At 72.4% G+C, this 22,360-nt stretch carries 19 protein-coding genes and 2 tRNA genes; 11 read left to right on the forward strand and 10 right to left on the reverse strand.

Annotated features, from left to right (window positions below):
- Nucleotides 1-4 precede the first annotated feature (4 nt).
- Both B4N89_RS08030 and B4N89_RS08035 read right to left on the reverse strand, forming a co-directional pair.
- A complete protein-coding gene (locus B4N89_RS08030; RefSeq protein WP_078975212.1) occupies nucleotides 5-1,003 on the reverse strand; it encodes an aldo/keto reductase in 999 nt (332 codons plus the stop codon).
- Nucleotides 981-1,442: a MerR family transcriptional regulator gene (locus tag B4N89_RS08035; RefSeq protein ID WP_078975213.1), complete on the reverse strand. Its 462-nt coding sequence runs from the start codon at nucleotides 1,440-1,442 to the stop codon at nucleotides 981-983. The genes B4N89_RS08030 and B4N89_RS08035 overlap by 23 nt, the downstream gene beginning before the upstream one ends.
- A gap of 404 nt (nucleotides 1,443-1,846) precedes the next feature.
- Between B4N89_RS08035 and B4N89_RS08040 the strand changes: the two genes are divergently transcribed.
- The 8 genes from B4N89_RS08040 (at nucleotide 1,847) to fabF (ending at nucleotide 11,035) form a co-directional block, all read left to right on the forward strand.
- Nucleotides 1,847-2,833, forward strand: a complete 987-nt coding sequence (locus B4N89_RS08040) for an ABC transporter substrate-binding protein (RefSeq protein WP_235618520.1) — start codon at nucleotides 1,847-1,849, stop codon at nucleotides 2,831-2,833.
- A 10-nt stretch (nucleotides 2,834-2,843) separates the two neighbouring features.
- Entirely contained in the window at nucleotides 2,844-3,896 is a 1,053-nt protein-coding gene (locus B4N89_RS08045) for a FecCD family ABC transporter permease (RefSeq protein ID WP_078975215.1), read from the forward strand.
- Nucleotides 3,893-4,699, forward strand: a complete 807-nt coding sequence (locus B4N89_RS08050; protein ID WP_078975216.1) for an ABC transporter ATP-binding protein — start codon at nucleotides 3,893-3,895, stop codon at nucleotides 4,697-4,699. Before B4N89_RS08045 ends, B4N89_RS08050 begins: the two co-directional genes overlap by 4 nt.
- 1,257 nt (nucleotides 4,700-5,956) lie before the next feature.
- On the forward strand, nucleotides 5,957-7,123 hold the full coding sequence (locus B4N89_RS08055; protein ID WP_078975217.1) for a PucR family transcriptional regulator: 1,167 nt from the start codon (nucleotides 5,957-5,959) through the stop codon (nucleotides 7,121-7,123).
- Nucleotides 7,124-7,220: 97 nt separating this feature from the next.
- Nucleotides 7,221-8,174, forward strand: coding sequence for an ACP S-malonyltransferase (locus B4N89_RS08060; protein ID WP_078975218.1), 954 nt, complete (start codon nucleotides 7,221-7,223; stop codon nucleotides 8,172-8,174).
- 73 nt (nucleotides 8,175-8,247) lie between these two features.
- Nucleotides 8,248-9,258, forward strand: coding sequence for a beta-ketoacyl-ACP synthase III (locus B4N89_RS08065; RefSeq protein WP_078975219.1), 1,011 nt, complete (start codon nucleotides 8,248-8,250; stop codon nucleotides 9,256-9,258).
- Nucleotides 9,259-9,342: 84 nt separating this feature from the next.
- Nucleotides 9,343-9,588: an acyl carrier protein gene (locus B4N89_RS08070; protein ID WP_371863166.1), complete on the forward strand. Its 246-nt coding sequence runs from the start codon at nucleotides 9,343-9,345 to the stop codon at nucleotides 9,586-9,588.
- 145 nt (nucleotides 9,589-9,733) lie between these two features.
- Complete coding sequence (gene fabF, locus B4N89_RS08075) at nucleotides 9,734-11,035, forward strand: beta-ketoacyl-ACP synthase II (protein WP_078975221.1); 1,302 nt, start codon at nucleotides 9,734-9,736, stop codon at nucleotides 11,033-11,035.
- Nucleotides 11,036-11,382: 347 nt separating this feature from the next.
- Here fabF and B4N89_RS08080 read toward each other — a convergent pair whose 3' ends face one another.
- Nucleotides 11,383-11,877, reverse strand: a complete 495-nt coding sequence (locus tag B4N89_RS08080; protein ID WP_078975222.1) for a DUF3145 domain-containing protein — start codon at nucleotides 11,875-11,877, stop codon at nucleotides 11,383-11,385.
- 328 nt (nucleotides 11,878-12,205) lie between these two features.
- Here B4N89_RS08080 and B4N89_RS08085 point away from each other — a divergent pair, with 328 nt between their 5' ends.
- Nucleotides 12,206-13,177, forward strand: coding sequence for an SGNH/GDSL hydrolase family protein (locus tag B4N89_RS08085; protein WP_235618521.1), 972 nt, complete (start codon nucleotides 12,206-12,208; stop codon nucleotides 13,175-13,177).
- 135 nt (nucleotides 13,178-13,312) lie between these two features.
- Here B4N89_RS08085 and B4N89_RS08090 read toward each other — a convergent pair.
- Nucleotides 13,313-13,386, reverse strand: a tRNA-Ile gene (locus B4N89_RS08090).
- Nucleotides 13,387-13,631: 245 nt separating this feature from the next.
- Complete coding sequence (locus B4N89_RS08095) at nucleotides 13,632-14,606, reverse strand: LLM class flavin-dependent oxidoreductase (protein ID WP_078975223.1); 975 nt, start codon at nucleotides 14,604-14,606, stop codon at nucleotides 13,632-13,634.
- Between the two features lie 108 nt (nucleotides 14,607-14,714).
- Here B4N89_RS08095 and B4N89_RS08100 point away from each other — a divergent pair, with 108 nt between their 5' ends.
- Complete coding sequence (locus B4N89_RS08100; RefSeq protein ID WP_078975224.1) at nucleotides 14,715-15,251, forward strand: nuclear transport factor 2 family protein; 537 nt, start codon at nucleotides 14,715-14,717, stop codon at nucleotides 15,249-15,251.
- Between the two features lie 57 nt (nucleotides 15,252-15,308).
- Here B4N89_RS08100 and B4N89_RS08105 read toward each other — a convergent pair.
- Nucleotides 15,309-15,384: transfer RNA gene (locus tag B4N89_RS08105), tRNA-Asn, on the reverse strand.
- 162 nt (nucleotides 15,385-15,546) lie between these two features.
- Here B4N89_RS08105 and B4N89_RS08110 point away from each other — a divergent pair.
- Nucleotides 15,547-15,843 carry a hypothetical protein gene (locus B4N89_RS08110; RefSeq protein ID WP_078975225.1) on the forward strand — a complete coding sequence of 99 codons (297 nt, stop codon included), beginning with the start codon at nucleotides 15,547-15,549 and terminating at the stop codon, nucleotides 15,841-15,843.
- A gap of 428 nt (nucleotides 15,844-16,271) precedes the next feature.
- Here B4N89_RS08110 and B4N89_RS08115 read toward each other — a convergent pair whose 3' ends face one another.
- From B4N89_RS08115 to B4N89_RS08130, 4 genes are all read right to left on the reverse strand, one after another.
- The gene (locus B4N89_RS08115; RefSeq protein WP_078975226.1) at nucleotides 16,272-17,744 is read right to left on the reverse strand and encodes an FGGY-family carbohydrate kinase; all 1,473 of its coding nucleotides are present in this window, start codon (nucleotides 17,742-17,744) and stop codon (nucleotides 16,272-16,274) included.
- A 41-nt stretch (nucleotides 17,745-17,785) separates the two neighbouring features.
- Nucleotides 17,786-18,904 carry an RNA polymerase sigma factor gene (locus B4N89_RS08120; protein WP_078975227.1) on the reverse strand — a complete coding sequence of 373 codons (1,119 nt, stop codon included), beginning with the start codon at nucleotides 18,902-18,904 and terminating at the stop codon, nucleotides 17,786-17,788.
- A 139-nt stretch (nucleotides 18,905-19,043) separates the two neighbouring features.
- Nucleotides 19,044-20,981 carry a DNA primase gene (dnaG, locus tag B4N89_RS08125; protein ID WP_078975228.1) on the reverse strand — a complete coding sequence of 646 codons (1,938 nt, stop codon included), beginning with the start codon at nucleotides 20,979-20,981 and terminating at the stop codon, nucleotides 19,044-19,046.
- A 58-nt stretch (nucleotides 20,982-21,039) separates the two neighbouring features.
- Nucleotides 21,040-22,320, reverse strand: a complete 1,281-nt coding sequence (locus B4N89_RS08130) for a deoxyguanosinetriphosphate triphosphohydrolase (protein WP_078975229.1) — start codon at nucleotides 22,318-22,320, stop codon at nucleotides 21,040-21,042.
- Nucleotides 22,321-22,360: the final 40 nt, after the last annotated feature.

Genomic DNA, 22,360 nt, shown 5'->3' on the forward strand with positions numbered 1-22,360 from the left:
GCGCTCAGTCGCGGTCGTTGAAGGTGGCCGCCATGTCGGGGTAGCGCGCCCCGGTGACCTGCCCCGCGATCGGCTCCAGCGCGGCCAGTTCGGCCTCGGTCAGCGTCAGGTCGACCGCCGCCACGTTCTCCTCCAGGCGGTGCCGCTTGGTGGTCCCGGGGATCGGCACCACCGGCAGGCCCCAGACCCGGGTGCGCGACTGCACCCAGGCGAGCGCGATCTGCGCGGGAGTGGCGCCGTGGGCCTCGGCGATCGTCCGCAGCGGCGCCAGGATCGCGGCGTTCGCCGCGGCGTTGTCGCCGGTGAAGCGCGGCTGGGCACGGCGGAAGTCACCCTCGGGCAACGTTTCGGCGCTGGCCCAGGCACCGCTGAGGAAGCCCCGGCCGAGCGGCGAGTAGGCCACCAGCGCGGCGCCGACCTCGCGCACGGCGGGCACCACGCTCTCCTCGATGTCGCGGGTGAACAGGCTCCACTCCGACTGCACGGCGGCGATCGGGTGCACGGCCGCCGCCGCGCGCAGTTCCTTCGCGGTCACCTCGGACAGGCCCAGGTGCCGGACCTTGCCCTCGCGGACCAGGTCCGCCATCGCGCCGACCGTCTCCTCGATCGGCACCCGGACGTCGCGGCGGTGCATGTAGTACAGGTCGATCACATCGGTGCGCAGCCGGCGCAGGCTGGCCTCGGCGGCCTGCTTGACGTAGGCCGCGTCGCCGCGGATCTCGCGCTTGCCCTCGGGGGTGTACGCGATCGCGAACTTGGTGGCCAGGGTGACCCGGTCGCGTCGAGCGCCCTCGCTCAGGAAGGCCCCGAGCAGTTCCTCGTTGGTGTGCGGGCCGTAGACGTCCGAGGTGTCGAACAGGTCGACCCCCAGGTCGAGGGCCCGCTCCAGGGTGGCCACCGACTCGTCGTGCTCGGCGCCCGCGTAGAAGGCGCTCATGCCCATGCAGCCCAGGCCCTGGGCGAAGATCTCCGGGCCGTGCTCACCCAGCTTGAGAGTGCTCATCGTCGTTGCTCGCTTCCGCGTCCGCGTACGTCTCGATCTTGTAGTCGATGACGAGCAGGCAGCTCTGGAGATCGCTGATGCGGTTGCGGACCTCCTCGCGGTGGTCCTCCAACAACTCTCGGCGCGCGCGCCGGGTGTGATCGCCCTGGCGGACCAACTCCGCGTAGCGGAGCATGTCCGCCACCGGCATCCCGGTCAGGCGCATCTTGCCGACGAACTCCAGCCAGTCGAGATCGTGGTCGCTGTAGCGACGACGACTCCCCCGCCCGTCACCGTTCCCTCCCGTCCGGGGGCCCTGGCGGCTGACGTGCCGCATCAGGCCGATCCGCTCGTACCAGCGCAGCGTGTGCGCGGTCAGACCGGTGCGTTCGGCCACCTCGCCGATCGAGTACTTGCCGACCTCGTAGTCCGCGGACGGCCGGGTCTGCTGTACCGACATCGAGAAGCCTCCGGTGGGAGGCCCGCCCCGGTGGGACGGGCACAACGAGAACGCTACGGAGTTCGAGCGCACTCCAAGCAAGCACCCGATCCCGCGGGTGGGTCAAGTCGGGAGCGACGGTGGACCGGGGGTTCGCGGGGCGGCAAACCACCCCCAATCACCGAGGGTGAACGACGGCGTTGATATCGTTCGCGCGTCGGCGACCGGTTTGTCGCCGACGGCGTCGAACGCAGCGAAGTCCGGTGTGATCCCGGCGCTGTCCCGCAACCGTGATGGCCCACCCCGCTCCCGGGGTCGCCGAGCCGGGTCGCCTCGTCCGCGCCGACGACATCGGCCTCGCAGGAGGGGCGATCCGTCCCCACGGGTCCCGACGCCTGCCGCGTCCCGTGGACCTGGAGTTTGCGTTGAGATCCGTACCCCTGCTGCGTTCCGCCGCCGTGCTGCTGTTCGGCGCGCTCGTCCTCACCGGCTGCGGTGACTCGGACGACTCGAAGGACGACAAGACCCAGGGCACGCCCGCGGCGTCCGGCGCCGGCACCGGGTCGGGCCCCGACGCCAAGGCGTTCCCCGTGACCGTGGACTCGGGCGGCGCCAAGGTCACCATCCCCGCCGCGCCGAAGAAGATCGTCTCGCTCGCACCCACCGCGACCGAGATGTTGTACGCGATCGGCGCGGGCGGCCAGGTCACCGCGGTCGACGACCAGTCGAACTTCCCGGCGAACGCGCCCAAGACCAAGCTGTCCGGCTTCAAGCCGAACGTCGAGGCGATCAGCAACTACACGCCCGACCTGGTGGTGACCACCGACGACGCCGACGGCGTGGTCGCGGCGCTGAACAAGCTGAGGATCCCGGTGGTGCTGACGCCCGCCGCGAAGACCTTCGACGACTCCTACGCGCAGCTGAACACGCTGGGCGCGGCCACCGGCCACAGCCGCGAGGCGGGCGAGGTGGCGACGAAGATGAGGGCCGACATCGCGGCCGTCGTCGCCGCGACGCCCAAGCCGGCGAAGCCGCTGACCTACTTCCACGAGCTGGACAACACGCTGTTCACCTCCACCTCGAAGACCTTCATCGGTCAGGTGTACGCGCAGTTCGGACTGAAGAACATCGCGGACGAGGCGGACAAGAGCGGTTCGGGCTACCCGCAGCTGTCCGCCGAGGCCCTGGTGCAGGCCGACCCCGACCTGATCTTCCTCGCCGACGCCAAGGGCGGCGGCCAGAGCGCGGAGACCGTGGCCAAGCGCCCGGGCTGGGACCGGCTCAAGGCCGTGCGCGGCGGCGGTGTGGTCGCGCTCGACGACGACATCGCCTCGCGCTGGGGTCCGCGCGTGGTGGAGTTGGTCCGGGCCGTGGCGGACGCGGTCACCAAGGCCGGTGCGGCGAAGAGCTGACGGCCGGCTCATGCGGGATCTCCTGCCGACCCGACGCCGGCCGGCGCTGCCACCCCTGCTCTGTGCGGGCGGGCTGCTGGTCGGCGCGGTCGTCCTCGGGCTGATCGTGGGCGCGGCCGATCTGCCCGTGCGCGGAGTGTGCCTGGCGCTGCTCGACGAGTTGCCGTTCGTACACCTGGACCACGGACTGACCCCGGTGCAGTACGCCGTGCTGATGGACCTGCGGCTGCCGCGCGTGCTGGCCGCGGTGACCGTGGGCGGGCTGCTCGCCCTGGCCGGGGCGGGGTATCAGGGCGTCTTCCGCAATCCGCTGGCCGACCCGTACCTGCTCGGCGCGGCCTCCGGCGCGGGGCTGGGCGCGACGCTGGTGATCGTGTACGCCCACGGGGACAGCGTGGGCGGTGTGCCGGTGGTGCCGCTCGCCTCCTTCGTCGGGGCGATGGGCGGGGTGCTGCTCGCGTATGCCATCGGCGCGACCTCGAACCGCTCCGGCGGCACCGCGAACCTGGTCCTGGCGGGTGTGGCGGTCGCCCAGTTCCTGGCCGCCGCGCAGACCTACGTCCAGTCCGCCAACACCGACGAACTGCGCCGGATCTACTCGTGGCTCTTCGGCCGGCTGTCCGGGATCGGCTGGGCCGACCTGCGCATGGTCCTGCCGTACGCCCTGCTCAGCACGGTGGTGCTGGTCCTGCACGGCCGCCTCCTGGACGTGATGTCGGTGGGCGACGAGGAGGCGGCGGGCCTGGGTGTCCGGGCCGGCCGGGTCCGGCTGGTGGTGCTGCTCGCCGCGTCCCTCGCCACCGCGTCGGCGGTCGCGATCAGCGGCCTGATCGGCTTCGTCGGCATCGTCGTGCCGCACCTCGTGCGCCGCTTCGTCGGCGGCAGCTACCGGCGGGTGTTGCCGATGTCGCTGCTGTGCGGGGCCACGTTCCTGGTCCTGACCGACGTGCTCGCCCGCACCCTGACCGCGCCCGGCGAACTGCCGATCGGCGTGGTCACCGCGTTCGTCGGCGCGCCGTTCTTCGTCCTCGTGCTGCGCGGCACCCGGAAGGTGGACGTGTGAGCGCGCGCCTGTCGCTGCGCGCGGCCGGGGTCGACCGGGACGGGGTCCCCGTGTTGCGCGACGTGCGCGCCGACGTCGAGCCGGGCGAGTGGGTGGCGGTCATCGGCCCCAACGGCGCCGGCAAGTCCACCCTCCTCAAGGCGGTCGCCGGCCTGCTCCCCCACATGGGCGAGATCACCGTGGCGGGCCGCCCGGTCCGCGGCCTCTCCGCCCGGGAGTCGGCCCGAACCATCGCCTACACGGCCCAGAACCCGGTCGTGCCCGACCGGATGCCCGTCCACGAGTACGTCCTCCTCGGCCGCACCCCCCACCTGGGGTACCTGGCCCGCCCGGGTCGCCGGGACCGCGCCATCGCGAGCGAGGTGATCGACCGCCTCGACCTGGGCCGTTTCGCCGACCGCGACGTGGGCCGGCTCTCCGGCGGCGAACGGCAGCGCGTGGTGCTGGCCCGCGCCCTGGCCCAGCAGGCGCCGGTGCTGCTCCTGGACGAGCCGACCACCGCCCTCGACCTGGGCCACCAGCAGCAGGTCCTGGAACTGGTCGACACGCTGCGGATCACCGACGGCCTGACCGTCCTGACCACCCTGCACGACCTGGGCGTGGCCGCCCAGTACGCGGACCGCCTGCTGATGCTGGTAGGCGGCCGAGCGGTGTCCTCCGGCCCGCCCGCCGACGTACTCACCCCCGACACGATCGCCGAGCACTACCAGGCGAGCGTCACCGTCGACAGGGGCCCGGACGGCCGCCCCCGGGTCCACCCGATCCGCCCGAGACACGGCAACGGGCGAGACGGCATCGAGTAACGACGCCGGCCGCCCCACGAAGACCGCAGGCACGGAACGGAGGAAGCGACAGGCACGAAGGAGCGGGGCGAAGTCGTGTGGGCAACGCGACTCCGGACCGTAAACGCATCGCAGGCCAGGCACCGGACCCGGGTCGAGGCCGCAGCCTGACTCCGGACCCGAAACGCAACGCAACGCAACGCAAGCCAAGCACCAGACCCGAGTCGAAACCGCAGCCTGACTCCGGACCGGAATCGTGTCGGCGGCGGCGGCTTTTTATTGGGCGCTCCGCGCCGGCTCGCGAGGCACCACTTTTCTGCTCCCCCGCTTCGCTCCTCCGCAGAAAAGCGGCCCCTCGCTCGGGGTCGGCTGTCCCTCCGCTTCGCTCCGGGCCATCCGACCCACAACACCGCGGCTCCGCCGCTCTCCGCGCTTCGCGCGTCGATCGCGTGGGCAGCCCCTCTCGTGGGCGCTGACGCGCCACGGGGGACGAGCGGTCGAGACGCCAGGCTCGCGACACGACGCGGACCCCACCCGAACCGGCCACCGCCACGACACGGGCCTTGCCCGGTGACCCGAGTCGTTGGTGTATCCCGTCGGCGCGTCAGCGCCCACGACCCTGGTCGAGGTGGTGATCGACGCGCGCAGCGCGGAGAGCGGCGGAGCCGCCGCTTGTTTTTTGGGCTGGGCGACCCGGAGCGAAGCGGAGGGGCGCACAGCCGCGAGCGGGGTGCCGCTTTTCTGCGGAGGAGCGAAGCGGGGGAGCAGAAAAGCGGTGCCTCGCGAGCCGGCGCGAAGCGCCCAACAAAAAGCCGCCGCCGCCACCACGACCCCGGCCCACCCGACGCGCTCACCTCACGACTCTGCTCACGCACGCACCTCACCTCACGACTCTGCCCACCCCAACAGCCCACCTCACACCCCCGCCCACCCACGCAGCTCACTTCACAACTCACCTCGCGCCCTGCTCCCCCACCCAACCCACTTCGCTCCCCGCTCCTTCACTCACCCAACTCACTCGCGACTCCCCCGCCCACGCAGCTCCCTTCAGGCCCCCACCACACAACTCACTCCACAACTCCGCTCACTCGTTCACGACCCGTCCACCCACACAACCCACCTCACACCCGCGCCCACCCCACACAACTCACGCCCCGCCCCCTCGCCCACCCCATCCCACACGCCCCACACCCCTCGCCCACCCCACCCCACACCCCCACACCCCACCCAAACCCAACCCCCGGCGCTCCCGCCTGTCCGGCAGAGGACAATGGCCCCGTGAGCCCCCAACCCGACCTCCGTGCCGCGACCGTCCGCAGGCTCGAGAAATCCGCCGGCGCTCTGGCGGGCGCGGCGCTCGCGAGGATGGACGAGGCGCTTCCCTGGTACCGGAACATGCCCGCCGACAACCGGTCCTGGATCGGCCTGGTGGCCCAGGCCGGCATCTCCGCGTTCACCGAGTGGTTCCGGCATCCGGAGACCCCGCAGAAGGTCAGCGCCGACGTGTTCGGCACGGCGCCGCGCGAATTGACCCGCACCATCACGCTGCCGCACACGGTCGAGTTGATCCGCACCACGATCGAGGTGGTCGAGGCGGAGATCGCCACCCTGGCCGCGCCCGGCTACGAGCAGGAGTTGCGCGAGTCGCTGCTGCTGTACTCCCGGGAGATCGCCTTCGCCACCGCGCAGGTGTACGCGCACGCCGCCGAGACGCGCGGCGCGTGGGACGCCCGCCTGGAGGCCCTGGTGGTGCACTCGCTGCTGCGCGGCGAGGCCGACGAGGGCATCCTGTCCCGGGCCTCGGCGCTCGGCTGGGGCTCGCCGGACTCGGTCATGGTCGTGGTGGGCAACGCCCCGGACGCCGACGCCCAGGAGGTCGTCGACGGCATCCACCGGGCGGGCCGACACGCCCGGCTGAACGTGCTCACCGGGGTGCAGGGCGAGCGGCTCGTGGTGATCCTCGGCGGCACCGACGACCCGATCCGCGCGACCCGGTCGCTGATCGGCCAGTTCGCCCCCGGTCCGGTGGTGGTCGGCCCCCAGGTGCCCGACCTGTTGGCCGCCGTGCGCTCCGCCCAGGCCGCGATGTCGGGACACCGCGCGTGCGTGGCCTGGCCCGACGCGCCGCGCCCGGTTTCCGCGGACGATCTCCTGCCCGAGCGCGCGCTCGCGGGAGACGACGAGGCCCGGGAGCAGTTGGTGGAGGAGATCTACATACCCCTGCACGCGGCCGGCTCCGCGCTCCTGGAGACGCTCTCCGTCTACCTGGAGCAGGCGGCGAGTCTCGAAGGAGCCGCCCGGATGCTCTTCGTCCACCCCAATACCGTGCGCTACCGGCTGCGACGCGTCGTGGACGTCACCGGCCTCGTACCGACCGAGACCCGTTCCGCATTCACCCTCCAGGTCTCGCTGATCCTCGGCCGACTGGCCGCGATCGAGAGCTAGTCCTCCCCTATTTGTACGAACCCAACAAAGTCACCATCGGATCTTCGTCCCTGCCGATAAGGGGATGCCACCCCCCGCAGGAGAGAGGCTTGACCTCGTGCTCGTACTCGTCGCCCCCGGACAGGGCGCTCAGACGCCCGGATTCCTCGCCCCCTGGCTCGACCTCGACGGCGCGGCCGATCGGCTGCGCTGGTGGTCGGCCGTCACCGGCCTCGACCTGATCCACTACGGCACCAAGGCCGACGCCGACGAGATCCGGGACACGGCGGTGGCCCAGCCGCTGCTCGTCGCCTCGGGTCTGGCGGCCGCGCTCGCGCTGTTCCCGCAGCCCGACGACGTCCCCGACGTGGTCGGCGCCGCCGCCGGCCACAGCGTCGGCGAGCTGACCGCCGCGGCCGCCACCGGGGTGATCACCGCCGAGACGGCGCTGACCCTGGTACGCGAGCGGGGCCGGGCGATGGCCGCCGCCGCCGCGGTCACGCAGACCGGGATGAGCGCGGTCCTGGGCGGCGACCCCGAGACAGTGCTCGCCAAGATCGCCGAGCACGGTCTGACCCCGGCGAACATGAACGGCGCGGGCCAGATCGTCGCCGCCGGCACCCTGGAGCAGTTGGCCGCGTTCGCCGCCGACCCGCCGGAGAAGGCCCGCCTGCGACCGCTGGCCGTGGCCGGCGCGTTCCACACCGAGCACATGGCACCTGCGGTGAGCCGCCTGGCCGAACTGGTCCCCGGCGTGACCGTGCGCGACCCGAGCGTCCCGTTCCTGTCCAACTCCGACGGCACCGTGCTGCGCGACGGCCACGACGTGGTCGCGCGCCTGGTCAGCCAGGTCTCCAACCCGGTCCGCTGGGACCTGTGCATGGAGACCATGAAGGCCCTGGGCGTGACCGGCCTGATCGAGGTCGCCCCGGCCGGCACCCTGACCGCTCTGGCCAAGCGCGCCCTGCCGGGCGTGGAGACGGTCGCGCTGAAGACCCCGGACGACCTCGAGGCCGCCCGGAGGCTGGTCGAGGCACACGGCGGCCCGGCCGCCCCCCAGAGCCCGTCGTGACCCTCGTCGCGACACCCGCTCTGCACCCGGCCGCGAACCCACCCGGCCTCGAACCCGTACGGGAGGACCACGCGTGACCGCAACCATCACCCCCCGCGCCGGAGCCGCGCACGCGCGCATCCTCGGCGTCGGCGGTTACCGCCCGGCCCGGATCGTGCCCAACTCCGAGTTGGTGGACCGGATCGACTCCTCCGACGAGTGGATCCAGTCCCGTTCCGGGATCCGGACCCGGCGCTGGGCCTCCCCCGAGGAGACCGTCGCCGAGATGTCCGTCGCGGCGGCCGGCAAGGCCCTCGCACACGCGGGTCTGGACGCCTCGCAGGTCGGCTGCGTGATCGTCTCGACGGTCACCCACCTCAAGCAGACCCCGGCGATCGCCACCGAGATCGCCCACCGCCTGGGCGCGGGCGGCGGCCGGGCGGCGGCGTTCGACGTCTCCGCGGCCTGCGCGGGCTTTTGCTACGGCGTCTCGCTGGCCAGTGACATGGTCCGCGGCGGCAGCGCCGAGTACGTCCTGGTGATCGGCGTCGAGCGGCTGAGCGACCTGACCAACCTGTCCGACCGGGGCACCGCGTTCATCTTCGGCGACGGCGCGGGCGCCGTGGTGATCGGCCCCTCGAACACCCCGGGCATCGGCCCCGTGGTGTGGGGTTCGGACGGTTCCCAGTCCGAGGCGATCACCCAGACCGTCGACTGGAACGACCTGCGCGACGACCGCGAACAGGAGTTCCCCACGCTCAAGATGGAGGGCCAGAAGGTCTTCCGCTGGGCCGTGTGGGAGATGGCCAAGGTCTGCGAGCAGGCCCTGGACGCGGCCGGCGTCAAGGCCGAGGACCTGGACGCGTTCATCCCGCACCAGGCCAACATGCGGATCACCGACGCGATGATCAAGGCGCTCAAGCTGCCCCCCGAGGTGCCGGTCGCCCGCGACATCGCCGAGAACGGCAACACCTCCGCCGCGTCCATTCCGCTCGCCATGGAGCGCATGCTCGAAAGCGGCGAAGCGGTCAGCGGCGGAACCGCGTTGATCATGGGATTCGGGGCCGGCCTCGTGTACGCGGGGCAGGTCATTACGCTTCCGTAGTCCCCCGTCGGTCGCCGTGAGGCACCGATCGGACGCGCAGCACAGCTTTACCGTCACCGCAAGAGATTCCAATCAAGGAGCATCATGGCTAGCCAGGAGCAGGTCCTCGAGGGCCTCGCCGACATCGTCAACGAGATCGCCGGCGTCCCCCAGGACGAGGTCGAGCTGGACAAGTCCTTCATCGACGACCTGGACGTGGACTCGCTGTCGATGGTCGAGGTCGTCGTGGCGGCCGAGGAGAAGTTCGAGGTCAAGATCCCGGACGACGACGTCAAGGGCCTCAAGACCGTCCGCGACGCGGTGGACTACATCGTCAAGGCCGCCGCCTAGGTCGGATGTAGCGCCGGTCGTTCTCCGGGCCGGACCGCGTTCGCGCGTCCGGCCCGGTCCGTCGCAGTCACACCACGGGCCCCGGCATCGCCGCACCCTCGGCGCGCCGGACCGCCCGAACCCCCAGCGTGAGAGTGAGAAGACAGTGAAGTCGACCGAGCGCAACGACGCCACGCGGGCCGTGGTGGTCACCGGTCTGGGTGCGACCACGCCGGTCGGCGGCGATGTCGCGACCACGTGGTCCGCGCTGCTCGCGGGCACGTCCGGCGCGCGGGCGCTGACCGAGGAATGGGCCGAGCAACTGCCGGTCACCTTCGCCGCGCGGATCGCGGTCGAACCCCTCGAGGTCATGCCGAAGGTCGAGGCGCGGCGCCTGGACCGCTCCGGCCAGTTCGCCATGATCGCCGCGCGCGAGGCCTGGCTCGACGCCGGCTACGCCGCGAAGAACACCGCGCCCGAGGACGCCCCGGACGCCCTCGTGGTGGACCCGACCCGCCTGGGTGTGGTCATCGCCTCCGGCATCGGCGGCGTCACCACCCTGCTCGACGCGTGGGACACCTTCCACGAGAAGGGCCCGCGCCGGGTCGGCCCGCTGACCGTGCCGATGCTCATGCCCAACAGCCCGGCGGCCAACGTCGGCATCGAGCTGGGCGCGCGGGCCGGTGTGCACACCCCCGTGAGCGCGTGCGCGTCCGGCGCCGAGGCGGTCGCCTACGGCCTGGAGATGATCCGCTCGGGCCGCGCCGACGTGGTGGTCTGCGGCGGCACCGAGGCCGCGATCCACCCGCTGCCGATGGCCGCGTTCGCGAACATGATGGCGATGTCCAAGCGCAACGACGAGCCGCAGCGCGCGTCCCGCCCGTACGACAAGGGCCGCGACGGCTTCGTGATGGGCGAGGGCGCCGGCGTCCTGATCCTGGAGAGCGCCGAGCACGCGGCGGCCCGCGGGGCGCGCGTGTACGCCGAGGTCGCGGGCGCCGGCCTCAGCTCCGACGGCCACCACATCGCCCAGCCCGAGCCCACCGGCCGCGACATCGCCCGTGCGATGGCGCTCGCCCTGGCCGACGGCGGCCTGGAGCCGCAGGAGATCGTGCACGTCAACGCGCACGGCACCTCGACCCCGGCGGGCGACGTCACCGAGCTCAAGGCGATCCGCGCGACGCTCGGCGACGCGGCGGCCGACAAGGTCACCGTCACCAGCACCAAGTCGATGACCGGTCACCTGCTCGGCGGCACCGGCGCGGTCGAGTCGGTGGCCACCGTACTCGCCCTGCACCACCGCCTCGCGCCGCCCACGATCAACGTCGACGACCTCGACGACGAGGTCGACCTGGACATCGTGCGGGGCGAGCCGCGCACGCTGCCCGACGGCGCGATCGCGGCGCTGAACAACTCGTTCGGCTTCGGCGGACACAACGTCGTGGTCGCCTTCCGCAGCTTCGAGTAAGGCTCCGTCGTCGTACACCCGTTCGTGCCCCCGTCGCGGATCTCGCGGCGGGGGCACGAATGTTCGCGGCCGAATCCGGCGCGGCGCACCGGGGAGTCGACGTGCCCTCGAGTACTCGGGTACCGGCGCCGCCCGACCCGGGGCAATCCGCAAAAGGGACGAATTCCCCACGCCGGGGCGATCGTTCGACCCGCCGGAACCCCGGGGCGCATTTGCCGACAGCCCGCTCCGACGGCCGCTCTCGGCCCCAAGGCGGAGACGCGAGCGACCCTTCCGGATGATTCGGGAGGGCCGCTCGTATCGGTATGTCTATACGCATGTCTTCGTCTCGGGGATCCCCCGCGTGCTCAGACCACCTGGTGCAGCCAGCGCACCGGGGTGCCCTCGCCCGCGTAGCGGAAGGGCTCCAACTCGTCGTCCCACGGCTTGCCGAGCAACTTCTCCACCTCGGAGCGCAGATCGACCTCGCCCCGCGCCGCCCGGGCGAGCACCGCGCGCAGCCGATCCTCCGGGATCAGGATGTCGCCGTGCGCCCCCGTGACGGCGTGGAAGATGCCGAGCTCGGGGGTGTTGCTGTAGCGCTCCCCCTCGGCATTGGCCGAGGGCTCCTCGGTGGCCTCGAAACGCAGCAGGTGCCAGCCGCGCAACGCCGAGGCGAGGCGCGACGCGGTACCGGGCGCGCCCTGCCAGCACAGCTCGGCCCGCAACATCCCGGGCGCCACCGGTTGGCGGACCCAGTCCAGACTCACGCGCACGCCAAGAACGCCCGCTGCGGCCCACTCGACGTGCGGGCACAGCGCACGCGGCGCGGAGTGCACGTACAGAACTCCACGTGTCGTCACCGGGACCTCCAGGCTTCAAGGACGAGGTTCGCCTTCCCCAGCGGCCTCAAGCCTTGTCTCGGACTGCCTGTTCGAATCCCGGTCTTCCATTGTGCCCCACAGACCACGGATGTACCACAGGCACCAGTTGCTGTCCGTAATCACATGTGGGCAATTGTCCGATGTGCAGGAACAATTCGTTACTCACCGTCTCGGAATGGTGAGCCACTGCACTCAACGTGCCCGGCCGCCGACGACGCCACTCCCGGCATTGTCGGCCTTCACACGAAGGAGTGACATACCGTCGATGGACATCGTCGTGTCGATGCTAGGGGGCGGAGGGGGCGGCGTGGGTCGGAAACGACGAGTAGGGGCGGCAACCGCGACGGTGGTCGCGGCGTTGTTGACGTTGTCCTCCTGCATGGATTCGGGCGACGGCGACGAGGCCGGTCCGGCGGCTGCCGGGGATCGGCTTATTGCCGGGCCGAGCGGTGGGCAAACCCCGAAGCCCGGCAACCCGACCTCGGCCGAACAGCCCAATGGCAAGGTGCTGTCGCCGGCACCCGAGAATCCACCCACCGCGACCGTGCCGCCCCGGCCCCATTCGATGGCGGCCCTGGGCGACTCGATCACCCGGGGGTTCGATACCTGTTCACCCCTCCAGGACTGCCCGGAGAAGTCGTGGGCCACGGGCACCTCGGCCGATGTGAACAGCCACGCGAAACGGCTCGGCCTGCCGGCCGACGCCGTGTTCAACAACGCGAAGACCGGCGCGAGAATGACCGATCTGGCGGCTCAGGCCCGACAGGCGGTCGGCCAGCGGGTCGACTACGTCACGATCCTGATCGGCGCCAACGACGCCTGTCGGCACACCGTGGACGAGATGACCTCGCCGGGCACCTACGAGAGCCAGTTCCGCGACGCGCTGGGCATCCTGCGCACCGGCCTGCCGAACACGCGGGTGCTCGTGGTCAGCATCCCGGACCTGGGTCGCATGTGGGAGACCGGGCACGACGAGTTCCTGGCCCGCGCGGTGTGGTCGGTGGGCAACGTGTGCCAGTCGATGCTGGACGACCCGCAGTCGACCAAACCCGACGCGCTGGACCGCCGACAGCGGGTCCGCGACCGGGTGACCGCGTACAACGCCAAACTGCGCGAGGTGTGTTCGACCTGGGCCAACTGCCGCTACGACGGCGGCGTGGTGAACACCCAGCGGTTCGGCAAGAACGACGTGAGCCACTGGGACTGGTTCCACCCGAGCGCGTCCGGCCAGCGCACGCTCGCCGAGGTGACGTCCCGCCAGGGATACACCTGGGGATAGCCCGTTCGAGTGATTTCACTCCCGGAAACCCTCGGGAGCCCGCTAAGCTCTGACTCGACTACGGAAAAGAGTCGCCTGACAACACACAGCAACCAAGGAGTGGTGACGGCACTCGACGGCGCCGAAAAGAACGGGTGGGGCGGGTGGGACTCGAACCCACGGCCAGAGGATTATGAGTCCCCTGCTCTAACCAGCTGAGCTACCGCCCCTTGCCGTCCACTGCCGGACAGCCTGACGCAGCATAACCGGTCAGGCCCGACCAACGCCCGGGGGGATCCTCGCGGGCGTTGTCTCATCCTGCCCGAAACCGTTCGGATCCCGCCGTCGATCGCGGACGGTCGATCGTCCGTGCCACGCGCGTCCGCCCGGCCGCTTCACCGCCCCCGGCGCCCGTCGCGGCGCCGGGGGCGGGGGCGGGGGCGAAGCGGGCGCCGGAGGCGGGGCGGGCGAGGCGCTATGCCACCAGGGGCGCCAGGCGAGTGCACAGCGTGGTCACGTGGGCGCGCACCATGTCCTCGGTCATCCCGCTCAGCGAGGCGAAGAACCACACCGTCTCGATCGGCGTATCGGCTACGTATGCCCGGATCTCCCGCGCCGCGTCCTCCGGGGTGGTGTGCAGGAAGTGGCCGGGCGCCGCCGACAACCCGCGTGCCCGCCAGCGGTCCGGGTCGATCGGGCGCGGCGGCTCGGCCCCGGTGCCCTCTACCGCGTACCGGTGGTAGCCGTCCCACTGGTGCGCGAGGTGGCGGGAGACCACCGGCCAGTCCCGCTCCGGGTCCTCGGTGATCCAGCCGTTGAGCAGCCCGGCCATCCGCGCGGTCGCCGGATCGTGGCCGCCGGCCCGCAGGCCCTCCAGGTACGGCGCGGCCATCGCCGGGTTCGCGGTGAGCAGCGACTCGCCGAGCAGCCCGGCCCGCCGCGCGCCCTGCGGCCCCTGGTAGCCCAGCCAGATGCGCGGCCGGCGCTGTACGGGCGGCGGGCTGATCGTGCCGGTCTCCCACAACCGGCGGATCTCGCGCGCGCTCGCGTCGGTGGCGCCGAATCGGGTCGCGAGCAGGTCGCCCCGGTCGAAGAGGTCGTACTCGGGCCTGCGGTAGCCGGTGCCGATGCCCAGTTCCAGCCGCCCGCCGCTGACCAGGTCGACGATCGCGGCCTCCTCGGCCAGGTGCGCGGCGTGGCGCAGCGGCGCGATGGTGACGCCGGTGCCGATCCGGGCCCGCTTCGTGCGCGCGGCGATCGCGGCGGCCAGAGTGAGCGGCTGGCTGAGGTAGCCGTCGTCGAAGCCGTGGTGCTCGGTGGTCCAGATCGAGTGCACGCCGAGCCGGTCCGCCTCCTCGCACACCTCCAGCGTGAAGGCGTACAGCCGGGACCAGTCCTGCCGCCACTCGACGGGATTGCGCAGGTCCAGATAGATGCCGACGTCGACCATGCGCGCGCTCCCCACGGGTGGGTGTCCCGACGGGCCGACCCGGGGCGGAGTCCGGAGCGGTCGTCTGACACCGTGATATCTGACTGGTCGTCAGTTTACGGAGGCAGCATGTCGGATTCGATTCCCACCCGGCTCGATCGCCTGGAGGCGTACGAGGAGATTCGCCGCCTGGCCGCCCGCTACGCACTGGCGCTGGACAGCCGGGACGTGCCGGCGCTGGCCGACCTGTTCGTGCCGGACGTGCGCACGGGGGCGGGCGGTGTGGGTCGGGCCGCGCTCGCCGAGTGGTTCGATCCGGTGTTGCGCCCGTACGGGATCACCTTCCACCTGATCGGGAACCACGTGATCGACCTGGTCGACGAGGACCACGCGACGGGTGTCGTGTACTGCCGTCCCGAGCACGAGGTGGGCGACCTGTGGGTGGTGATGCCGATGCAGTATTGGGATCGCTACGAACGGCGGGACGGGCACTGGTACTTCCGCAGCCGCAAGCCCAGGGCCTTCTACGCCGCCGACGTGCTGGAACATCCGCTGGCCGTCCCGGGGCGCTTCCACTTCCCCGACAACCCGATGATCACCGATGCGCAGTTGCCCGAGAAGTGGCCGTCCTGGCGGGAGTTCTGGGCGCGGACCGGGAGCGAGTGAGCCGGGGCGGCCCGGATACGCGACAGCGCCCGCCGGTGGACCGGCGGGCGCTGTCGGTGGCTCCCGCAATTGGACTCGAACCAATAACCTGCCGGTTAACAGCCGGCTGCTCTGCCAATTGAGCTATGCGGGATTGCGTCGGACCGTCTGGCGGCCGCTGCGTGGAATACATTAGCGCATTCCGAGGGGTGGCCCGCACCAGGGTTTTTCCGGTAGGACCTCACAGGTTGCCTACGCACGTCGCCCGGGTAGGCGCTGACGTGCACGGGCGGGACAAACGACCGCGGAGGACACCATGATCAACAAGCTCACCTTCGTTACCGGCCTCGCCATCGGCTACGTCCTGGGGGCGAAGGCCGGGCGGGAGCGGTACGAGCAGATCCGCAAGCTTTCCGGCACGGTGGCGAGCAGCCCGCCGGCGCAGAAGGCCGGGCACGCGGCGGCCGGGCTCGGCCGCGAGGCGGGCGTCAAGGCCGGCCGCGCGATCGGCGAACACCTGCCCGAGCGGGTGGGTCGGCACCTGCCGGACCGCTTCGGCGGACACGGCACGAACGGCACGTCGGTGACATCACGCCGCGGACAGGGCCTGTAGCACCTCGAAGAGCCCGACAACACGCCGGCCGGCCCCGGGGTGGACCAACGGGAACCCCCGTGGGTCCACCCCGGGGCCGGCGGCGCGTGCGGACCCGAAACGACCCCGGGACCCCACCGGGCCGACGCACGCACGTCTGCGGATCCGCGAACACCGTCCACCGCCTCGAACCCGGCGACCGACGCGGAAGCCGGCAGCACGCCGGGCCGGCGGGTCGCGGGCACCCGAAGCCGGGCATGGACCCGGTGGCCCGCGCAGACCCGGCGGCACGCCCGACCCGCGAGGTCGCGGGGCGCCGGAGGCGGGGCGTGGATGCGGTGGTCTGCGTGGGCCGGCGGTGTGCGCCGGCGAGCGGGCGTGGGCGCGAAGGCGTGCCTGAGCGGCGGGTGGCGGGTGTTCGCGGGCGGGCCGTGGGTGGGTCGGGGTGGTCAGTCCCTTCTGTGGCGGCCACTTGTTTCGGGGCTTTCTCGGGGTGGGGCCACGGCGCCCGGGTGCAGGCGGTTGCGCACCTCGCGGTACTGGGCCCGGACCGCGTCGCCGAGGGCGAGTTCGTCCTCGTCGGCCCGGGCGAACGTGTCGATCTCCGCGGGCCACTCCGGCAGCACCCCGAACAGCGCCCAGGCCGCCTGCCGGGCCGCGCCCCGTGCCACGAACCGGCCCGCGAGCGCCGCCGGGGGCACCGCGGTCGGCACCCCGAGCAGCGCGGGCGCGATCCCCGCCACCGCCGCCGAGCGCGCTCCCGGGCCGATCAGGATCAGCCGCTCCACCGCCACGTCCCGGTCCCGCAGCGCGTCCAGCGCGTCGGAGATACCGCACAACATCCCCTCCACCCCGGCGCGCGCGAGCGCCGACGGGGTCATGCTCTCCCGGCGCAGCCCGGTGAGGGTGCCCGCCGCGTGCGGCAGGTCGGGGAGGTGCTCGCCCTCCAGATAGGGGAGCAGGACCAGCCCGCTCGCGCCCGGCGTGCACTCCAGCGCGATGCGATCGAACTCCTCGGCGTCCACGCCCAGCATCGAAGCGGTGCCGCGCAGCACCCGGGCCGCGTTGAGGGTGCGCACCAGCGGCAGGTAGCGACCGGTGGCGTCGGCGTACGAGCCGACCACGCCGGCGGGGTCGGCCAGCGGCACGGGGTGGGCCGCGAAGGCGACGCCGGTGGCGCCGAGTGACACCACCACGTCGCCGTCGGCCAGGTCCGCGCCGAGGGCCAGGGCCGCTTCGGCGCCGGTGCCGGGCGCGACCAGGATCCCCTCCGGCGTCCGCCCGGCGGCGGCGCCCGGCGGCAGCACGATCGGCGTGCGCGGCACCCGGCCGATGGCCAGGTGCATGAGGTCCTCGCGCCACTCCCCCGTGGTGGCGTAGTAGCCCGTGGTGGAGGCGTCCGCCCGGTCGGTGACCGGGTCCGGCGGGCAGCCGAGCAGTTGCCAGGTCACCCAGTCGTGCGGCAGCAGCACGGTGGCGATCCGGGTCACCGCCTCGGGCTCGAACCGGGCGAACCGGCGCAGTTGGGCGATCGCGGACGAGGAGTCCGGCACCGCGCCCGTGGCGGCCGTCCACGCGGCCGGGCCGCCGAGCGCGTCGACCAGGTCGGCGGCGGCGCCGGAGGCCGAGGGGTCCTCGTCGGGCAGCGGATGCCCCAGGATCACCCCCTGGGCGTCCAGCGGCACCGCGCCGTGGTTCTGTGCGGCCACCGCGATCGCCGCCACGCCGTCGAGGAGTCCGCCCGCCGCGGCCTCCCCGAAGGCCCGCAACCACGCGCCCGGCGTGGTCGAGGCGCCCTCCGCGTACGCGGCGCGCCCCTGGCGCAGCGGCGTACCGGTCGCGGCGTCGCAGACGAGAATGCGCAACTGGTGCGCTGAGCAGTGCACCCCGGCGACGAGGGTGGGTGTCGGGCTTGTCGGCATGGGCGAATTCTGACAGCAGACGTAAGCCGAAACGCCAGGGATCAGTCGAGATAGCCCCGCAGTTGCTCCGAGTACGACCGCTCGCGCAGCCGGGACAGGGTGCGTGACTCGATTTGGCGTATTCGCTCCCGGGTCACTCCGAAGACCCGGCCGATCTCCTCGAGCGTGTGCGGCTCGCCGTCGGCGAGCCCGTAGCGCAGCTGCACCACCTGCCGCTCGCGGTCGCCGAGCGTGGACAGCAGCGCCTCCAGGTGTTCGCGCAGCATCAGGTAGGCGGCGGCCTCGGCCGGGGCGGTCGCGTCGGTGTCCTCGACGATGTCGCCGAGCAGCACCTCGTCCTCGCCGACGGGGGTGTGCAGCGACACCGGTTCCTGGGCCAGCCGCAGGATCTCGGTGACCCGCTCGGCGGTGAGGTCGAGCACGGCGGCGACGTCCTGGGCGGTGGGTTCCTCGCCGCGCTCCTGCAACAGGCGGCGCTGGACCCGGATGACCCGGTTGATGAGTTCGACCACGTGTACCGGGACCCGGATGGTGCGGGCCTGGTCGGCCAGCGCCCGGCTCATCGCCTGGCGGATCCACCACGTGGCGTAGGTGGAGAACTTGTAGCCCCGGGTGTAGTCGAACTTCTCCACCGCCCGGATCAGCCCCAGATTGCCCTCCTGGACCAGGTCGAGCAGGCCCAGGCCGCGGCCGACGTAGCGTTTGGCGATCGACACCACCAGGCGCAGGTTGGCCTCGATCAGCCGGCGTTTGGCGCGTTCGCCGTCGCGGACCAGGGTGGCGAGCGCGTCCCGGGCGGCGGGGTCGGCGGGCGGGTCGTCGAGCAGGCGGGCCCCGGCGAACAGACCGGCTTCGACCCGGCGCGCCAGGTCGACCTCGTCGGCGGCGCTCAGCAGCGGCACCCGGCCGATCTCGCGCAGGTACTGGCGCAGCAGGTCGGCGGAGGAGCCGGCGGATTCGGCGGGGCGGGAGAGTTCGTCGGGTTCGCCGTCGGCGGCTGGCACGGCGGTCGCCTCGTCCGGGGTCGGGGTGGGTGGCGCGGTTCCTGGGGTGACGTGCTTCGTGAGGACGGTGGCCGGGCCCGGTTCAGGCTCATCCGTCCGTTCCGTGTGGGCGGGGTCGCCGCCGGGCGTTTTCCCCCCTCTGGTGTGCCGATGCACCTTCCCCAGTCTGCTGTACGAGGGGGCCTGTAGCCGAGAGTCCGGGGGCGGAAATCTCGCCCGACGTGGGCGATTCGCCCGATTCGGTCCGGCCGGGCGCCGGGGAGGGCATCTTTTGGCCGGCCGAACGGGGCGGCGGTCAGCCGCCCGGGGCGTACAGGGCCTCGGCGCCCCGGTCGATCAGGGCCCGCTTGTACGTCTCCAGGGTGGTCAACTCCTGCCAGACCCACCCGTACTCCTCCGCGTCGCGGCCCGGGTCCAGGCGCAGCAGGCGGGACTTGGCGTCGGCGATCCGGCGTTCGGCGGAGAACACCCGCAGCCGGACCAGGTTGCCGTCGGCGTACGCCCGGTCCGGGTCGGTGCTCAACCGCATGTTCTCCACGGCCAGTTCGGTGACCATGTGCCGCACGGCGTCGTCGGGCGCCGCGACGCGCACCTCGCCGACCCAGTTCGCGGTCTGCGCGAGGTCGCAGCACACGCCGCCGGCGGTCGCGATCGCCGCGCGCACCGCCGCGTACGGCGGGGCGGTGAACTCGTCCGCCTCGTAGTGGTCGAACGCGGGCGCGACCAGCGCGGGCGCCTGGAGCGCGAGTTTGAGCACCTCGCGCTGGACCGCCTGGCACATGTCGCGCGGGTCGGGTCGATAGCCCGCGGGCCGCTGCGGGGGCGCCTGCTGTCGGCCGTTGGCCGGGGCGGCGGGCCCCTGGGTGGGGCCGCCGCGCTCGCCGCGCGCGGCCCGTTCGCGCTGCCAGCGGTTGACCTGGGCGACTCGGCCGACCACGAACTTCTCGTCCAAAAAGCCCAGCATCGAGTCGAGTCGGACCGCGTAGGTGTGGCGCAGTGCCTGGTCCTTGATGCCGGCGATGACCGGCGCGGCGGCGTCGAGGGCGGCGACCCGGCCCTCGGCGGTGGACAGGTCGTGGCCCTCGATCCGGCTGCGGATGGCGAACTCGAAGAGCGGGACGCGCGCGTCGATCAGGGCGAGCACGGCCTCGTCGCCCTGTTCCAGGCGCAGGTCGCACGGGTCCAGGCCGCCGGGCTCGACCGCGACGAAGGTGCGGGTGACGAACTTCTGGTCCTCCTCGAACGCGCGCAGCGCGGCCTTGCGGCCGGCGGCGTCGCCGTCGAAGGTGAAGATCACCTCGCCGCGGAACTCGCCGGAGTCCATCAGCAGTCGGCGCAGCACCTTGATGTGCTCGTCGCCGAAGGAGGTGCCGCAGGTGGCGATCGCGGTGCCGGCGCCGGCGAGGTGGCAGGCCATCACGTCGGTGTAGCCCTCGACGATGACCGCCCGGCCGGACTTGGCGATCTCCTTCTTGGCCAGGTCGAGGCCGTAGAGCACCTGGGACTTCTTGTAGATGGGCGTCTCGGGGGTGTTCAGGTACTTGGGGCCGTTGTCGTCGTCGTAGAGCTTGCGCGCGCCGAAGCCGATCACGTCGCCGGTGATGTCGCGGATCGGCCACACCAGCCGGCCGCGGAAGCGGTCCTTCGGGCCGTTGCGGCCCTCGCTGGCCAGGCCGCCCTCCAGCATCTCCTGCGGGGTGAAGCCCTTGCCGCGCAGGAATCGGACCAGGTTCTCCCAGCCCTTGGGCGCGTAGCCGAGCGAGAACCGCTCCGCGGCGTCCTGCGGGAAGCCCCGGTCGGCGAGGAATCGGCGGGCGGTCTCCGCCTCGGGGGTGCCGAGCTGGTCGGCGAACCACGCGGCGGCGATCCGGTGCGCCTCGACCAGGCGGGTGCGCCGGCCCTGCTGGCGCCCGGGGGTGTAGCCGCCCTCCTCGTAGTGCAGCTCGATGCCGTACTGCTGGGCCAGCCGCTCCACGGTCTCGGAGAAGGTGGTGTGGTCCAGGCGCATGACGAAGTCGAGAACGTCGCCGCCTTCGCCGCAGCCGAAGCAGTACCAGAGGTTCTTGGCCGGGCTGACCTGGAAGGAGGGGGACTTCTCGTCGTGGAAGGGGCAGAGCCCCTTGAAGTTTCCTCCGCCCGCGTTGCGCAGTTGCAGGTGTTGTTCCGCGATCTCCGCGATGCGTGCCGTCTCGCGGACCCGCCTGACGTCTTCTTCACGGATACGGCCGGCCACGATCGTCGAGTCTACGGGTCCGCCCGACACCCGGGGGCGGGGACGGGTCGGCCCGGGTTCATCGGGTGGTCAGCGTGGCGTGCAGGGTCAGGGCGGCGCGGTCGGTCAGGGAGGCGACCTGGTCGATCACCACGCGCAGCCGGGCCGCGTCGGTGTCGGCCTCGATCCAGTCGTCGCGCAGGGACGCGTCCAGCCGCTCGGGGGCGCCGGCGGCGAGCAGTTCGACCAGTTCGGTCAGGACGGTGCGCTGGAGCTCGCGCAGTTGTTCGGCGCCCTCGCGGGCCATCACGTAGCGCGCGGTGACCGCCTTGAGCACGGCGCATTCGAGTCGGATCTCGCGCGGGACGATCAGGTCGGCGGCGTAGCGCAGGACCGGCGCGGTGCCGTACAGCTCCCGGGTGGCGTGCTCGGCGGCCAGGCAGAAGCGGCCGATCAGGCCGCTGGTGGCGTTCTTGAGCCGGGCCTGGGCGCGGCGCGAGCCGTCGTAGCCCGCCGGCCAGAAGTCGAGCGCGAGCAACCGGTCCAGCGCCTCGCCGAGTTCGTCGGCCACGCAGTCGGGGCGGTAGCGGCGCACGGTGAGGTCGAGCAGTTCGCGGCGCTCGCCCGCGTCGCGCAGGCGGACCAGGTCGAGGCGGTGCGACTGGACCGCGTCCTCCAGGTCGTGCACGGAGTAGGCGACGTCGTCGGACCAGTCCATCACCTGGGCCTCCAGGCAGCGGCGGCCGGGGTCGGCGCCCTCGCGCACCCAGTCGAACACGGCCCGGTCCTCGTCGTACGCGCCGTAGGCGTGCTTGTCCTCGCGGCGGGGCCACGGGTATTTGAGCACCGCGTCGAGGCCGGCGCGGGTCAGGTTGAGGCCGACGCTGCGGCCGTCGGGGCCGAACGTCTTGGGCTCGAGCCGGGTGAGCAGGCGCAGGCTCTGCGCGTTGCCCTCGAAGCCGCCGCAACTCTTGGCCGCCTCGTCGAGGGCGCGTTCGCCGTTGTGCCCGAACGGCGGGTGGCCCAGGTCGTGCGCCAGGCAGGCGGTCTCGACCAGGTCCGGGTCACAGCCGAGCGCCTGGCCCAGCTCACGGCCGATCTGGGCGCATTCGAGCGAGTGGGTGAGTCTGGTGCGCGGGCTGTCCTGGCCGGCCGGGGTGCTCTCGCCGGGGGTCACCACCTGGGTCTTGCCGGCGAGTCGGCGCAGCGCGGCCGAGTGCAGCACCCGGGCGCGGTCGCGCTGGAACGCGGTGCGCCCGCGTCGCTTGTTGGGCTCGGGGACCCAGCGGGCGAGGTCGTCGGGCCCGTATCGCCGGGGTAGGGATCGGGGTGTCGCCGCGTCTGCCGATGTGCTGTCCACTTGTCCACATTAAGGAATCGCTCCGACATTCGACGGAGGC

This window comes from Embleya scabrispora, assembly GCF_002024165.1.
Lineage (GTDB): Bacteria > Actinomycetota > Actinomycetes > Streptomycetales > Streptomycetaceae > Embleya > Embleya scabrispora_A.